Here is a 14,913-nt window from a genome sequence, read left to right as displayed (position 1 = left end):
TTTCTTGAATAGCCACCTCTTGTTGGGACAAATTATTCTAAAGGACATTTTGTAAGGAGGGGCTATATTGAGTATATTTATGATTGTGCTTGCGTTGATTGTTTTGGCGCTTGCTGGTTATTCACTTGTGTATACCTTTAGACTGGCGGGGCAGGAAAAACGGTTGAAGGGTGACTTTGACACAGACATTCCCGACGTCGTAAAAGAGCACCCGTTCATCCGTAATCCCGTGTTTTTATCCATCCTGATTGGGACCATTCTGATAACATTATTCATCATTTATTGGTCGATACGTTATTTATCATAATAAAAAGGATGCCGCATGAAGATCATGCGGCATCCTTTTTTGGTTAAATGTTCCACCATAAAACGTGTTTAAGCGCCACTGACAGGGGGAATTTTACAGTCAAACCAAAAAATATGTCAGTCATTGTTATGATTTAACGAAGAAATGGTATCCTATCGACATTTTTCCATTGCTACAATAATCTCATCTATAGAAATAGGAGTGAATATACGTGCGGAAGAAAAAATTATCGCTATTATTTTTCATTTTAGTCCTAGTAACAGCAGCTTGTGGACAAGCGGGGCAAATACAGGCATCCACGTTCACAAAGGAAAATGCCTTATCCCTTGTTAAGGAAGCCTTTCAAACTCAAGTATCCTTGAGTGAAAAACCACAATCCAAGAATCAGATTGAGGAGAAACTGTCAAAGTATCTTACACATAGTCTTACAGCAGGCTTTATGAATGAAAACGTATATGAGGTAGACGGGGGGTACATCACATTCGGCTCTGATTTCGCCTCTCACTATGTACCATATTTTCATTATGATGATTCCACGAGGGTACGATACATAGATGGAAAATGGTATGTCTGGGAAGAAAGGACAGAAGATGAGGAGGGGCCGGTTTCCAGCACGAACGGCATCGAAGCCGTGGTGTTGAGTGAAGAAGAAGGAACATGGAAGGTTTCCTCGATCACGTATGAATTACCGGAATCCGTTCAACCATCACACTAATAGGCTAAGGTGGCCCGGAGATGCTTAGAGGATGAGAGCATCTCCGGGCCACCTTTTTAGTATAGGGGTTATTTGTTTAAGGCAGCAGACAGGGCTTCCAGGTTGAAGCCTGAAATGACTTCCGAATCAATGGTGACGGTGGGAGTGGAGTAACACTGCAATTGATTGATAAGATAGTTTCTTGCTTGCGCGTCTTTTTTTATGTTGATTTCTTTATAATTCACATGATGTTCTTTCAAGAACATTTTGACCACTTCGCAGGGTGGACATTCTGGTTGTGAATATAGTGTGACTTCCTTCATGATGAACGGTCTCCTTTTTGTTTTATGAAATAATCTACGATTCCCATTGCAGAAACGTTCATATCCAACTCCAACAATGAGAAAATAGGGTTCTTTGGATCAATCCCTTTTTGGACCAATTCTCTTCCTGTCAGGTCAATCAGAGCTGAGGTGATGGTCCTTACATTCTCCTCTATTGTAACATGTGAAGAATACTGTTCCTCACTCTTTTTTAGAAAAAGATCCAACCACTTTTCTACTTCTGTAAGGGCAAAAGAGACTTCCTCGCTTACCCCGTAATGGCCAAAATACAACCGGTCGAGAGGAAGGCTTCTATAAAGGTGGATGGAAGTCTTCATTTTTTCAGGATCAAATTGATTGGGTGAAGTGGAAGGGAAATAAAACCGCTTCGATCCTATGGTGTATTGAATTCCACATGTGTCGCCGGTGAACATCCCTTTTGAAGCGGAATCAAAGATACTGAGGTGATGTTCTGCATGTCCAGGGGTATGATAGAACGTCAGCGTACACGTATCACTGAGACCCAGTTTTTCTCCATGATCCATCACCAGGATCCTCTCTTCAGGAATCGGTGCAATCGGGTCGAATAGTTCATCGAATTTTTCACCATAAACCGCTCTTGCTCCTGCAATCAAACGGGTGGGATCGATGAGATGACGCCTTCCTTTCGGGTGGACGATAATACTCGCGTTTGGGCACTCTTTTAGAAAAAGACCTGCTCCTCCAGCATGATCAAGATGGATATGGGTTAAAATTATGTATTGAATATCTTCAAGATTAATGTTTAACTTAGAGAGACCTTTTTTTAGATGAGGGATTGAAGGGCTGGCGGATGTTTCGATTATGGTCAGCGCCTCTTCGTTTATGATATAACTGCCTGTGCGTTCCTTTAAGGATAAATCCATTAGATCAACTAATGATATACGGGAATCTATACGGTAAATACTCATCGAAATCCATCCTTTCAGTGAGGGAAGATAATAGTCACCTTTCATTATAAAGGAATTTATGTAGAAAAAGGACAAAACATTAGATTTCACAGGATAGAATCTGGTACAATGCAAAAGCTATGACCAAGAATTAGAACAGGAAAGGAGAGAGTGATTATGTCTCAGCTTCTTGGAATTATACAAAGATTAAAATCATTACAAGAACAAGGTGAACAAGGGGAAACTCAACAACGATTTTTTGAATACAATGGTAAGAAAATCTGTGAGGTGAAGTATCTTCCCAAACAGGATACATTCGAAATTGAAGTCATGAATGAAAAAGGAAACAGCTTTCCTTTTGATAACATAGACATTACAGCCATTGAAATCTTCGAACTTCTTCAGGAAGCCCAACAAGATTAAACAATCAAAAGGTAACCATACGGTTATCTTTTTTAGTCTTTAAACCGATTGTTTTAACATACATTTTTCTTCCAGTATGTTAAAATGGGAAGTAAGCGTCACGCAAATTCTTATTGATTAAATGAGGGGTTATACATGATTTCATTGAGTAGCAAGGAGTTATTAGAAACGAATATTAAGGATTTCATTATTCCTTCTGAGAAGGTGGCTCACGTTCAAGTGGGAAATTCCCTGGAACATGCGTTACTATTACTCACAAAGAGCGGTTACTCAGCCATCCCTGTCCTTGATCCAACATTCCGTTTTCAGGGGTTGATCAGTTCAAGTTTAATTACCGATTCGATTCTCGGTCTCGAACGTTTTGAGTTTGAAAAACTTGAAGAGAAAAAGGTAGAGGAAGTCATGACAACAGATTTTCCAATCATCTCTTTACAAGCAGATTTCAAGAAGGCTTTAGAATTATTAGTCGACCACCCATTCTTATGCGTTGTGTCCGACGATGGCTATTTTGAAGGAATCATGACAAGAAGAGTTGTATTAAAGCAACTTCAACGACAGCTGTTTAAAAGGGATTAAACCCTCAAGGGCAGTTACATACAGGGAAAATGGTAGAGGATGGCACACTTGTCATCCTCTTTGTTCTTTCATTAGGTAAGATAAAAGAGTTACGGATTGCTTCACTATTTTTAGTTCCATGGATCTTCTTAAAAGAAAAGATTCTTGCCGAGCTGCAGGATTAGAATGAATGTCAAAATGTTTAATAGTATCTTGAGATATTTCATAGAAAGCCTTGATGCCAGTCTTACTGCCAACTGAGCTCCTAAGAGGGCCCCAAGTGCAAACGGGACGGCTGCACCCCATTCGACGTGACCATTTTGAAAATAGACCGTGAATGCCCCTAAACAACTGACAAAGGTTTGAAAACGGGTAAGGGCCATTGATTTTATATAAGACAGTCCATGAAATAAATGTGTGTACATGAGCATCGTAGCCTGCCCTGGTCCGAACAATCCGTCGTACGTACTGATGAAATACAGAAGCCCGTACACCCTGTAATGTGTCTTTTTCCTTTCCTTTGGCTGGAATCCCTTCAGTAGGCTTAATGCCAGAGCAAGGAGAAGGAAGAAAAAAGCCATCCATTCAAGGAGGGACGGGGATATTTTATCCGATAGAAAGGCCCCAGACAGCCCCCCGGCCAGCGCTATGGGAAGGATGGGCAAAGATTCCTTCCATGTGATTTTCCGATCCCGCACCAGGTAAATGAAACTCGAAAAAGAACTGATGATATTCGAAAATTTAGCCGTTGCAATCGCGGTATGAATCGGTAACCCCAAAAGGAGCATGACTGGCATACCGATCAGGCCGCCGCTTCCGGCAAGCGTTCCGATAAGAGCTACAATCAAACCAGTGAAAAACAATATCACTTCCATTCGTACCACACCTCTTTTCTATCTACTCTCAGTGTATTCGACTTCAGCTAATAATGAAATTTTATAAAAGTTAAGATATAATATAAGAAAAACTTATGTAGGTGAACACAATGGCATTTTCGGAATATCAGCTGCTCCATGTACTTGCCCAGGAAATGAATATGAGGAAAGCTGCTGAACGGTTATTTGTATCTCAGCCTGCATTGTCCCAGAGACTGCAGACGATTGAGAAGGAATGGGGGACGAAATTATTTATCCGATCCCAAAAAGGCCTTTCACTGACACCGGCCGGAGAACTTGTCGTGAATCTTGCAGATGAGATGCTGCAGAAGGAAGAGAGTGTGAGGGAACGTATTCAGGCCCTTGAGTCTGAAGTGCACGGAACGTTGAAGATCGCCTGTGCCTCGATTGTAGGGCAAAATTGGCTTCCGAAGGTTCTTAAGCGTTTTGTGGAGACCTATCCACATGCCAAGATTTCTTTGATGACAGGATGGAGCAGTGAAATTCTTAAAGCCATTTATGAAGACGAAGTGCATATAGGGATCATCAGGGGGACTCCGGACTGGAAAGGGCCGAAACACCATTTATTTCAGGATACCCTGTACTTGGTCGATAGAGAGATCCAGTCCATCGATGAAGTCATGAAAACGGATCGTCCCTTTATCCAGTTTAAAAGTGATTCGAATTATTATCAGGAAATTCAAGATTGGTGGCATCGTCAATTCCAGACCACCCCAAAGCGGACGATCGTGGTAGACCAAATTGAAACATGTAAGCAGATGACTCTAAACGGGATCGGCTACGCCATACTGCCAGCCATCACGTTGGACGGCATGGAAGAAAATATTTATAAAATCCCCCTCATCGATGAGCACGATTCACTCATTCACCGTGATACATGGTTACTTGGTTACGAGTCTGCCTTTCAATTACGACAGGTGGAAGCATTTCTAGAAGTTGTAAACGAATTCATCCATGAAAACTCATAGGATTCAACAATATGGGTTGTCTTCCACCCTTTAATCTGATAAAGTAATTCAAGAAACGAATTCTGAATTTATACATAATTACGGAGGGAATTTTCATGAACATGATGGATGCAAACGAAATTATTTCTTTTATTCAAAATAGTACTAAATCGACTCCAGTAAAGGTTTATGTGAAAGGTGATCTGGATGGGATCAACTTCGGTTCTGCCCAAACGTTCCTTCAAGGGACATCAGGGGTTGTTTTCGGAGAGTGGAGTGAGCTTTCTACTATTCTTGAAGAGAATAAAGATAAAATTGAAGACTATGTAGTGGAAAATGACCGCCGAAATTCTGCGATTCCTCTTCTGGACCTTAAAGGCGTAAAAGCCCGTATCGAACCGGGTGCCGTTATTCGCGACCAGGTCGAAATCGGTGACAATGCTGTCATCATGATGGGGGCCATGATCAATATTGGTTCTGTAGTAGGAGCAGGAACCATGATTGATATGAATGTTGTACTCGGTGGACGTGCAACGGTAGGTAAGAATTGTCATATCGGAGCAGGTGCTGTGCTTGCAGGAGTCATTGAACCGCCATCTGCTAAGCCCGTGGTTATTGAAGACGATGTCGTCATTGGTGCCAATGCCGTGGTCCTCGAAGGTGTAACGGTCGGTAAAGGGGCTGTTGTGGCAGCCGGAGCGATTGTCGTGGACGATGTTGCCCCATACACGGTTGTTGCCGGTACCCCTGCGAAGAAGTTGAAAGATATCGATGACAAAACAAAATCAAAGACAGAAATCAAACAAGAATTACGTCAACTGTAATCCATTCGATCATAGAAGATAGAAGAAAGAACGGACGGTCATCGTCTGTTCTTTTCTTGTAGATTCCAGTTTTCCCGATCCATCATTCTAGTTTTCCCTTAAAGGAGGATACCCATGTCAACAGTAGACTTTAAGGCGATCAGGAGAGATCTTCATCAAATTCCTGAACTTGGGTTTCAAGAGTTTAAAACGCAAGCATACTTACTGAATTATATTAGCACTCTCCCTGCTGAACGATTAGAGATCAAGACTTGGAAAACGGGCCTTTTTGTTAAGGTTCACGGAACAAGGCCAACGAGGGTGATCGGGTACCGTGGGGACATCGACGGCCTGCCGATCCAGGAGGAAACGGAGCTTGAATTCCCTTCTTCACATGAAGGGAAGATGCATGCCTGTGGACATGATTTTCACATGACGATCGAGTTGGGGGTCCTCACCTATTTTGTTCACCACCCAATCGAAGATGACCTTCTCTTCATTTTCCAACCGGCAGAGGAAGGGCCGGGCGGGGCGGAGCCGATGCTCCAAAGTGAAATCATGAAGGAGTGGATGCCGGATTGTATATTTGCCCTGCACATTGCCCCGGAATACGAAGTGGGGACGGTTGCCGTTAAAGAGGGACTGCTGTTTGCCAATACGTCTGAACTATTCATAGACTTTAAAGGGAAGGGTGGACATGCCGCCTACCCCCATCATACAAAGGATATGATTGTCACGGCTTCCTCCTTTGTCACCCAAATGCAGTCAATAGTCTCAAGGAACGTTGACCCTTTAGACAGTGCGGTCATCACAGTCGGAAAAATGGAAAGTGGTACGGTCCAGAATATCATTGCAGAAACGGCACGATTGGAAGGGACCATCCGTACCCTCTCACCACAGTCGATGCAGAGTGTGAAAGAGCGCTTGGAAGCCTTGATCGAAGGAATGAGAATCAGTTATGACTGTGAAATCGAAGTGAGTTATGGCAGCATGTACCGGCAGGTTTTTAATGATCCCAAGTGGACAAATCACTTTATGTCTTTCCTGCGGGAAACCAATAGGGACCTTGTCATCTGCAAAGAAGCGATGACTGGGGAAGACTTCGGTTATATGCTTGAGGAAATACCCGGCTTTATGTTCTGGCTTGGTGTCGACTCCCCATACGGCCTCCATCATTCTAAATTAAACCCGAACGAAGATGCCATTGACTTTGCCATCACTCTTCTAACGGATTATATCGGTTCATTAAAATAACCTCTCTTAATCACGGGACGTATCCAGGATACGTTCCGTGATTTTTTTTGATTTTGACCGGAATAAACGAAAATACTCTTCATTCATTTCAAAAACAGTCTTGCGAATATGTAAAAATAGTGTAAAATTACACTTGTGGAAGTTGGGTAATTAAGGAAAAAATAAAAAAAGAAACTTTTTCCTGTTACATTTCGTCTATGTTTTAGAGAGAAAGAGAAAGAGAAAGGGGAATGCATGTGAAAAGGTGGGGAAAAGTATTATTCGTTGTGTGTTTAGGCATACTGATGTTCCTGTTCATAGAGGACACAACACTGGCAAAAGGACAAATAAAAATTTCAGTGGAAGAAGGAATCGACGGAAAAGTAAAGGAAGGCCGGGGGTTTCCTCTTAAAGTCACCGTAGAAAATACAGGTTCCGATTTTAAAGGAGACCTTTTGTTTGATTATGCGCCATCCTATCAAACAGGGGGAGCGAGGGCATTATCCATTGATGTTCCTGCCAACTCCGAACGTACATACACATTTTCCATTCCAGGTTTCAATGATGAAATCAGACATAATTCAAATCTTCAAACCATCCATTTGTTCGAGGGGTCATGGGAAAATGGGAAAGAAGTGACATTCAAAGGGGATAAACGCTTAACACCTAATTTCATTTATACCAATAATACGACCATTGGATTATTAAGTGAGAATCCTGATCGATTGAAAGGGATCAAGGGCTCGACCATGGGAGGGAACAGGGTAGAGGCGTTGACACTCTCAAAGGATACATTTCCTGAGGAACAGGGCGGTCTTCAGATGTTTGATTATATCGTCTTAGATCAATTCAACGTAACGGGACTCAGTCAGGAACAACAGGGGGTTCTGAAGAGCTGGGTTCAAAATGGAGGGGTCCTATTTATCGGGGCTGTCCCTCATCTAAGAGATACACTTGGGTCAGTAGCTGATATGGCTCCTCTATCACAGCAGGAAGAAGCGACCCTTTCCGATACGTCATCCTTTAATGTTAAGAAAAACATCAAGGCTTCATTCAGCTCCTTAACCGTCTTTGAAGGGGAAGTGAAGCAAGAAGGGGAAGTAGTGGCCGAACAAGGGGATATCCCAATAGTTGCAAAGAGCGCAAGAGGTCTTGGGGAAGTGTGGCAAACGTCTTTTTCATTGGGTGATCCTGCTTTGAACGAATGGGAAGACTATGATGAGTGGTTTGCATACATGCTTTCTAAAACAGAACCCTATTTTTTATTGGGCCAGAACAATGGTGACCAAAGTTTTCTTGAGAGAATTTATTATGAAGTGGCAGATAGTAACGAACTCTTCCCATCGACAAATTTTAAAGTAAGCACATTAGTCATCATCCTGATCGTATACTTGGTCATCATCGTGCCGCTTCTTTATTTCCTATTAAGGAAAATGGATAAACGTGAACAGGCATGGTGGATCATCCCTGCCATATCGATCCTTGTCTCATCGGGTATATTTATAACAGGTGCCAAAGACAGAATCTCAAAGCCTCATTTGAATCAAATGAACATCTTGAAGGTGGAGGATGATGGGAGTGCCCATGGGATTGCAGCATTCACAGCTCTTTCCAACACAGGGGGGGACTACGACTTTGTTTCTGACAGAAATCAATTGGAGCTTACACCGGCAAGGATGAGAAATAATCCGGGTGGAGGCAATCAGTATAAATTCGCCGTTGAGGAACTGAACAAAGATCAAAGAACGATCACGTTCAGGGATGTCGAGTACTGGTCGACGAGAACCGTTTTGGGCACCGGCGAAAAAGAGGATCTGGGGAAATTCATCCCGGAATTAAATATGAAGGATAAGACGATTTCAGGTACGATTCAAAATGATTTCCCTTACGATTTCACCGATGTATATATTTGGTCGGGATCCCGGATTTACCGGGTGGGTGAAGTAAAGGCAGGGGAAACACTTAGTGTCGATAAGAAGCTTTCGACTGACTATCTATCATCGCCGATCGGTAATCCCAATATGTCGGCACCGTTCCCGAATCAACAAAGCATGAAACAGCAGAAGAAGGAACGCTTGGAAAACTTCGCCTCACAAATGATTTCTTCCGATAATGAACCGAATTCACCCGTCATTTTTGGATATACGGAAGCTGAGGTTTTCGATATGAGCATTAAGAATAAAAAATCGAAATCGGATAATTTCTCGTTGCTTTATCAGCATTTTCCTTCTCTAGGCACTTATAAGGGAGCTTTTACGCTTCGGAGTGAGCAGCTGGACCCTGATGTCAAGCCTGTTAATGGGCAAATCATCGAGCATTATTCCCATAATGGTGCAGATGAAATGGGCCTAGAAGATGGAACGTATGAAATGACCATTCAACTTCCTAAACAAATCGATTTGTCAAAGGTCGCTCTTCATTCTTTAAATATGACGCTTCATACGGGAGGGGTCCTGAAGTTCTCACTTGTAGAGCCCTATACAGGCGAAAAGATCCCTCTTGAAGAGACATCTGCAGGAGCGATAGAAGTGAATGAGAATATGAACAACTATTTGAATGGCAATGGGGAAATCGTTTTTGAGTTTGAAAAGCGCTCTCAAGGGGATCCTTTCGTTCGTCTTCCTGCCATTGTATTGAAAGGGGAGGTACAACCATGATCGAAATCCACAACTTATCCAAACGTTATGGGTCATTTCTGGCACTTGACGACCTGAACTTATCCATTGATAAAGGGACCGTATTTGGGTTTGTCGGTCAGAACGGGGCAGGCAAGTCCACGACATTTTCCATACTGGCCACCCTTTTGGCTCCTACGACCGGAACGGCCACAGTGAATGGATTCAATATTAGTAAAGAGCCTAAATTGGTCCGGAGACAAATTGGTTATATGCCCGACTTCTTCGGTGTGTATGATCAATTGAAAGCGGAAGAGTATCTTGATTACTATGGTGCAAGCTATAAAATCCCGGCTGACCAGAGAAAAAAGCTCATCCCTCAGCTGTTGGAATTGGTGAATCTTACACATAAGAAAGATTCCTATGTGGACCTGTTATCAAGGGGGATGAAGCAGCGACTGTGTTTAGCCAGGTGCCTCATCCATGATCCGGAGGTTCTCATACTGGATGAACCGGCTTCGGGATTGGATCCGAGGGCAAGAATCGAGATGAGAGAAATATTGAAGGAATTGAAGAAAATGGGTAAAACAATCTTGATCTCGTCCCATATCCTTCCTGAGCTCGCAGAAATGTGTGATGAAATCGGGGTCATCGATAATGGAAGGCTTGTGGCCCACGGTTCTGTTGCGGATATCCAATTTCAACTTCAGGCAGATAAGTTGATCGTGGTGAAGGTGAGGGGATTAGTAGAAAGTGCCGTTGCATTTTTTGAAGATGATCCGTTTGTGTCGAAGATCGAAGTGAATGAAGAGGACAGAACTCTTCAATTTCTCTATAAAGGGGATGAGACCGGACAAACGGAATTACTCAGAAAAGCCATTCTGAATGATATTCCCATCCTGAGTTTCAAAGAAACAGAGACGAACCTCGAGGATGTCTTTATGGAAATCACCAAAGGAGTGACCCTTTCATGAAACAATTACTCATCAATCCCATGTTGAATAAAGAATTCAAGCTTCGCTTCCGTTCATTTAAAGCGTTCATCGGAATGTTATGCTACCTGATTGCCGTAGGGATCGTGGTGATCGGCTTCATTTATATGCAAACCAGATTTTCCAATACGGGCTATTTTCGCCCGGAAGAGAGCAGGGTGATGTTTATGATTCTCTCATTCTTGCAGCTTGCTCTCGTATTATTCATCACCCCGGGTTTAACGGGAGGCGTCATCAGCGGTGAAAGAGAGAAACAGACGTTAAGCATGCTGCTGACGACAGAACAAAGCTCCATGAGCATCATTTTGAGCAAGCTTGTTTCATCCGTTTCGTATTTGTTATTACTTGTGATATCAAGCTTGCCTTTATACAGCTTTGTTTTCTTATTCGGAGGCGTATCTCCTTCTGATTTACTCACTGTGTTTGGATATAGTTTATTTCTCGTCTTTACATTTGGTTCGATCGGCGTGTTTTATTCAACGGTCATAAGGAAAACGATTGTGTCCATGGTAACGACCTATGCGACGGTTCTATTTCTGGTAGGGGGGACGTTGTTTCTCTTTATGCTTTCCATGGCAATCGGTAACGGCCCATATCAGAATCAGACCACTCCTGTTCCTTATCTCATCGCCATGTTCAATCCTGCCATTGTCATCATGGGGCATTTTGAACCGATGGCGATTGATGAAATTTATTCACGCAGCGGGATCACGTTTCCGTTGTGGATCTCATTCCTGATGATCTATTCAATAGTTGCAGTGATTTCCCTGTCTTTAAGCATTATGAAGCTGAGACCGAGCATGAAGGTGAAGAGCACAAATAAAGGGTGAGAACATGGAAGCGAAATTTCTTCAATTACTGAAACAATTAAGAAAAAAGCTCTTGATCAGGCAAATTTGGTATGTCTTCCAGCTCCTGCTTGCTTTCGCAGGGGCATTTGCCCTGTGCTTGATCACTTTGGCATCAGTCATCATCATCCCCAATTGGGATAGAATGCTTTGGATCGGGATCCTTTTCATTGTCGTTTCCGGAGTGATGATATCTTTTCCCAGAAGGGTAAGCTTGAAGGAAAGTGCCCTGTTTTATGATCGATTCGTTGAGGATGATCGGGTCACAGCCGCTTATAGCAGTCTTCACAATGGTCATGTATTATCCCCGCTGATCATCCGGGACGCACTGGTCAAGATGAGAGAAACCCCTCCAGATATGAACATGTACCGAAGAAGAATCATCCAGCCAAGGTTGATGATTTCCACCACGCTCCTTGTTTCCTTATCCCTGCTGATTTTCACTCAACGGGATGCCACTTTTCATGAAGCGAAACGAATGGAAAAGGAAAAGGAGATCATTGCCCAATCAAACAGCAGAATAACCAAACAGGCAAATAAGAAAGAGAATGCCTCTATTAAAAAAAGGCTGTTAAAAGAAAACGAACAGCTTAAAAGACAGAAGAGCGCGGCAGAACGTTATGAAGAAATAAACAAAAAAGTGAAAGAACTGTCCCTTCAGAAGAAAACGATGGAAAAACAGAAGACTAAGCTGCAGGAAGTGAAGAAAGAGTTGAATGGATTGGATTTTCCCTATATAAAAGCAGCCATTCAAGAGACTGACAGTGATAAACTTCAGCAAAAGGTTAATCAACTATCAGAGGAACAGAAAAATCAGTTGCTTGACGCGATGGAAAAGCAGGGGATTGCCTCCGTTGAAGAATTAGCGAATGTATGGAAGGAATCGAAGGGGTCCAACCAACTAAATGAAATAGCCAACCTTCAGGAAGAGCTGCAGCAGGAAGCCGATCTCTTGGGCAAAGCAATCGGGAAAAGCAGGACAACTGATCAAGGGCAGACAGCTCAAAACACGCCCTCTAAACAGAAAGGAGAGGCGGCTTCATCCAAACAATCCAACAGCCGATCTGAAACAAATAAACAAAATGCTTCTTCTACTAAAGGGAGCGGGGCGACCAGCTCTTCCGGACAAAGTGGCCAAGGAGCAGGAACGGGTTCAGGCAAAGGGAAAGGCAGCAGTGGCAAAGGAAACGGAACCGGGGCAGGCTTTGGACAAGGGGACAGGGAATGGCTCTCGGTTCCTGAAAAAACAGGCGGGGAAAGTCGTATAGAACTTGATTCGGGAAAACTGGGTGATGGGAAGAAGGGAGATCAGTTCCAGGCCAATGGGCCGGTTCAAAAAGGGTCTCTGAGGCCATATGAAGAAGTGTATCAACAGTACTATTCCTCGTATCGGAGCGGAAAGGATCGAACCACCATCCCTAAAGATCTAGAGCATATCATCGAATCGTATTTTAGTGAGATTGATCCAGGAGAGTGAAAAGGATGAACATAGAAGAAAAGGAGCAACAGTTCAAGGAAGCATCAAAGAAGATAGAGGAAGTAAAAGCAGAGGTTCAGAGATTCATTGTCGGACAAGGGGATATTGTAGAAGCGGTGCTTTGGACCATCCTGGCGGGAGGACATACTCTCCTTGAAGGACTGCCGGGGGTAGGGAAAACCATGCTCGTAAGGTCTCTTTCCGATGTGATGGATCTCAGTTTCTCCCGCATACAATTCACCCCCGACCTGATGCCTACGGATATAACAGGCACAATGGTCATGAAACAAGCCCGTGATGATGACCATCCTTTTACCTTTCATGAAGGTCCATTGTTCCATCACCTGGTATTGGCCGATGAAATTAATCGTTCAACGCCCAAAACCCAAAGTGCCTTACTCGAGGCCATGGCCGAGCATACGGTGACCGTGGTCGGGGACACGATGACGTTAGAGAAGCCCTTTTTTGTCCTGGCAACTCAGAATCCCATCGACCTTGAAGGGACGTACCCTCTTCCCGAAGCACAGGTCGACCGTTTTATGAGTAAAGTACTCGTTTCCTATCCTTCTAAGCAAGAATTGAAACAAATCATCAAGAGAACAACGGGAACCGAGGAAGTCTTCCTTGAGAAAAAGCTAAGTCAACGGGAGCTCCTGACGATTCAGGCCCTTGTGAAAGAAATTGTCGTAACAGATGAAATGATTGACTTCGCCATCGACCTCATTGATGCCACGCACCCGGCCAGTGAAAAAACAACCGGAGCAATCAAACAATATGTCGAGTATGGGAGTGGACCCAGAGGGCTGCAGAACGTCATATTAATGGCAAAGGCCCGAGCGTTGACACAAGGCAGATACCATGTGTCAACAGGAGACATCAAAAGGGTGGCCCCTCTCGTTCTGAGACACCGGATCATCCTCAATTTCGAAGGGGAAGCCACGAATGTGCATACCGATGACCTTATACGTGAATTAATCGATTTTGTTCAAAAGGGTGATCATCTATGAACTTTCACAGCCAGTTTTTAGCTCAGCTCAAAAGGCACAGGATCAACGGTGCCAGCTTGAAAATGGGTCACCATAAAGGCTCCCGCCTGGCAACCTACCAGGGCAGCTCCCTTGAGTTTTCCGATTATCAACTCTATGAACTTGGTGATGATGTCAGGCAAATCGATTGGAATGTGTATGCCAGGACCGAAAAAGTCTATATCAAAAGGTATTTGGATGAGAGGGAATGTAAGATTCATATTTTTCTTGATTGCACCAACTCCATGGTAACAGAAGAGAGAAAATGGAAGAGAGCAAAAGAGTTGGCAGGAGCACTTTCCTTCCTCGCCCTGTCAAATGACGACCGACTCACCCTGCATTGTGTCGGGGCCCGAAAGACTTTCATGAAGAAAGGGCCCCGGGACGCAAAAAGCATTCTCTTTGATATTGGCCAGCTTTCACCTGAAAGTCCCGGAGTCAGCTCGTTTTATGGGGAAATGATAAAACGCGTCAGGAACACTCGCTCGATTTCCTTTATCATCTCTGACGGTATGGAACCTATTTCGCGGATTGAGGATGCTCTTAAAAGGCTGTCTATTAAAAGGGAAATGACCTATTTCATTCAACTGTTACACGAGGACGAGCTTTCACCGTCTTATGAGGGTGATGTGAAATTGATTGATAGTGAAAAGCATCAGGAAGTGAATGTAACATTGAACCGGACTGTAGTGGATCAATATCAGAAGCGTTTAGTGGAACACAATACAATGATTGAGTCATTGTGCAAGAAGTGGGGATTCGGCTATATCCGGACAACCTGTCTGACCCCATTGAACACAGTATTCTTTAAGGATTTCAAAGAAAATGGATGGATTCGCTGAGGTG

Annotated in this window: 16 protein-coding genes; 13 read left to right on the top strand and 3 right to left on the bottom strand. The window is 43.4% G+C overall.

Annotation, left to right across the window (positions count from 1 at the left end; all coding sequences use genetic code 11):
* Window positions 1-67: 67 nt before the first annotated feature.
* Together N5C46_RS05920 and N5C46_RS05915 are read left to right on the top strand one after the other, a co-directional pair.
* On the top strand, window positions 68-307 hold the full coding sequence (locus tag N5C46_RS05920) for a hypothetical protein (RefSeq protein WP_235576015.1): 240 nt from the start codon (window positions 68-70) through the stop codon (window positions 305-307).
* 211 nt (window positions 308-518) lie between these two features.
* On the top strand, window positions 519-1,022 hold the full coding sequence (locus tag N5C46_RS05915) for a DUF3993 domain-containing protein (RefSeq protein ID WP_261751284.1): 504 nt from the start codon (window positions 519-521) through the stop codon (window positions 1,020-1,022).
* 68 nt (window positions 1,023-1,090) lie between these two features.
* On the opposite strand, the gene N5C46_RS05910 is transcribed toward N5C46_RS05915, so the two are convergent.
* Window positions 1,091-1,324, bottom strand: a complete 234-nt coding sequence (locus tag N5C46_RS05910; RefSeq protein WP_261751283.1) for a glutaredoxin family protein — start codon at window positions 1,322-1,324, stop codon at window positions 1,091-1,093.
* Complete coding sequence (locus tag N5C46_RS05905; protein ID WP_261751282.1) at window positions 1,321-2,274, bottom strand: MBL fold metallo-hydrolase; 954 nt, start codon at window positions 2,272-2,274, stop codon at window positions 1,321-1,323. The genes N5C46_RS05910 and N5C46_RS05905 overlap by 4 nt, the downstream gene beginning before the upstream one ends.
* A gap of 156 nt (window positions 2,275-2,430) precedes the next feature.
* Here N5C46_RS05905 and N5C46_RS05900 point away from each other — a divergent pair, with 156 nt between their 5' ends.
* Window positions 2,431-2,676, top strand: coding sequence for a YkuJ family protein (locus N5C46_RS05900; RefSeq protein WP_034756109.1), 246 nt, complete (start codon window positions 2,431-2,433; stop codon window positions 2,674-2,676).
* A 135-nt stretch (window positions 2,677-2,811) separates the two neighbouring features.
* Entirely contained in the window at window positions 2,812-3,252 is a 441-nt protein-coding gene (cbpB, locus tag N5C46_RS05895; protein ID WP_034756107.1) for a cyclic-di-AMP-binding protein CbpB, read from the top strand.
* 128 nt (window positions 3,253-3,380) lie between these two features.
* Here the strand turns inward: cbpB and N5C46_RS05890 are convergent, their stop codons facing one another.
* A complete protein-coding gene (locus N5C46_RS05890) occupies window positions 3,381-4,106 on the bottom strand; it encodes a sulfite exporter TauE/SafE family protein (RefSeq protein WP_261751281.1) in 726 nt (241 codons plus the stop codon).
* A 110-nt stretch (window positions 4,107-4,216) separates the two neighbouring features.
* Between N5C46_RS05890 and N5C46_RS05885 the strand changes: the two genes are divergently transcribed.
* The 9 genes from N5C46_RS05885 to N5C46_RS05845 all read left to right on the top strand — a co-directional run bounded on the left by N5C46_RS05885 (window position 4,217) and on the right by N5C46_RS05845 (window position 14,909).
* Entirely contained in the window at window positions 4,217-5,095 is an 879-nt protein-coding gene (locus N5C46_RS05885) for a transcriptional regulator CcpC (protein ID WP_261751280.1), read from the top strand.
* Window positions 5,096-5,190: 95 nt separating this feature from the next.
* Window positions 5,191-5,898, top strand: a complete 708-nt coding sequence (gene dapD / locus N5C46_RS05880; RefSeq protein ID WP_034756098.1) for a 2,3,4,5-tetrahydropyridine-2,6-dicarboxylate N-acetyltransferase — start codon at window positions 5,191-5,193, stop codon at window positions 5,896-5,898.
* Between the two features lie 114 nt (window positions 5,899-6,012).
* Window positions 6,013-7,131 carry an N-acetyldiaminopimelate deacetylase gene (locus N5C46_RS05875; protein WP_261751279.1) on the top strand — a complete coding sequence of 373 codons (1,119 nt, stop codon included), beginning with the start codon at window positions 6,013-6,015 and terminating at the stop codon, window positions 7,129-7,131.
* 236 nt (window positions 7,132-7,367) lie between these two features.
* Window positions 7,368-9,767 carry a DUF8725 domain-containing protein gene (locus N5C46_RS05870; protein WP_261751278.1) on the top strand — a complete coding sequence of 800 codons (2,400 nt, stop codon included), beginning with the start codon at window positions 7,368-7,370 and terminating at the stop codon, window positions 9,765-9,767.
* The gene (locus tag N5C46_RS05865) at window positions 9,764-10,699 is read left to right on the top strand and encodes an ABC transporter ATP-binding protein (RefSeq protein ID WP_261751277.1); all 936 of its coding nucleotides are present in this window, start codon (window positions 9,764-9,766) and stop codon (window positions 10,697-10,699) included. The genes N5C46_RS05870 and N5C46_RS05865 overlap by 4 nt, the downstream gene beginning before the upstream one ends.
* The gene (locus N5C46_RS05860; RefSeq protein WP_261751276.1) at window positions 10,696-11,547 is read left to right on the top strand and encodes an ABC transporter permease; all 852 of its coding nucleotides are present in this window, start codon (window positions 10,696-10,698) and stop codon (window positions 11,545-11,547) included. The genes N5C46_RS05865 and N5C46_RS05860 overlap by 4 nt, the downstream gene beginning before the upstream one ends.
* A 4-nt stretch (window positions 11,548-11,551) precedes the next feature.
* A complete protein-coding gene (locus N5C46_RS05855) occupies window positions 11,552-13,042 on the top strand; it encodes a DUF8809 domain-containing protein (RefSeq protein ID WP_261751275.1) in 1,491 nt (496 codons plus the stop codon).
* Window positions 13,043-13,047: 5 nt separating this feature from the next.
* On the top strand, window positions 13,048-14,049 hold the full coding sequence (locus N5C46_RS05850; RefSeq protein WP_261751274.1) for an AAA family ATPase: 1,002 nt from the start codon (window positions 13,048-13,050) through the stop codon (window positions 14,047-14,049).
* Window positions 14,046-14,909: a DUF58 domain-containing protein gene (locus tag N5C46_RS05845; protein ID WP_261751273.1), complete on the top strand. Its 864-nt coding sequence runs from the start codon at window positions 14,046-14,048 to the stop codon at window positions 14,907-14,909. Before N5C46_RS05850 ends, N5C46_RS05845 begins: the two co-directional genes overlap by 4 nt.
* Window positions 14,910-14,913: the final 4 nt, after the last annotated feature.

It is taken from the genome of Rossellomorea vietnamensis (assembly GCF_025398035.1).
In the GTDB taxonomy this organism is placed as follows: Bacteria; Bacillota; Bacilli; order Bacillales; family Bacillaceae_B; genus Rossellomorea; species Rossellomorea vietnamensis_B.
Note: the sequence above shows the minus strand (reverse complement) of the source record. Positions and strands in the feature narration are given on the sequence as shown.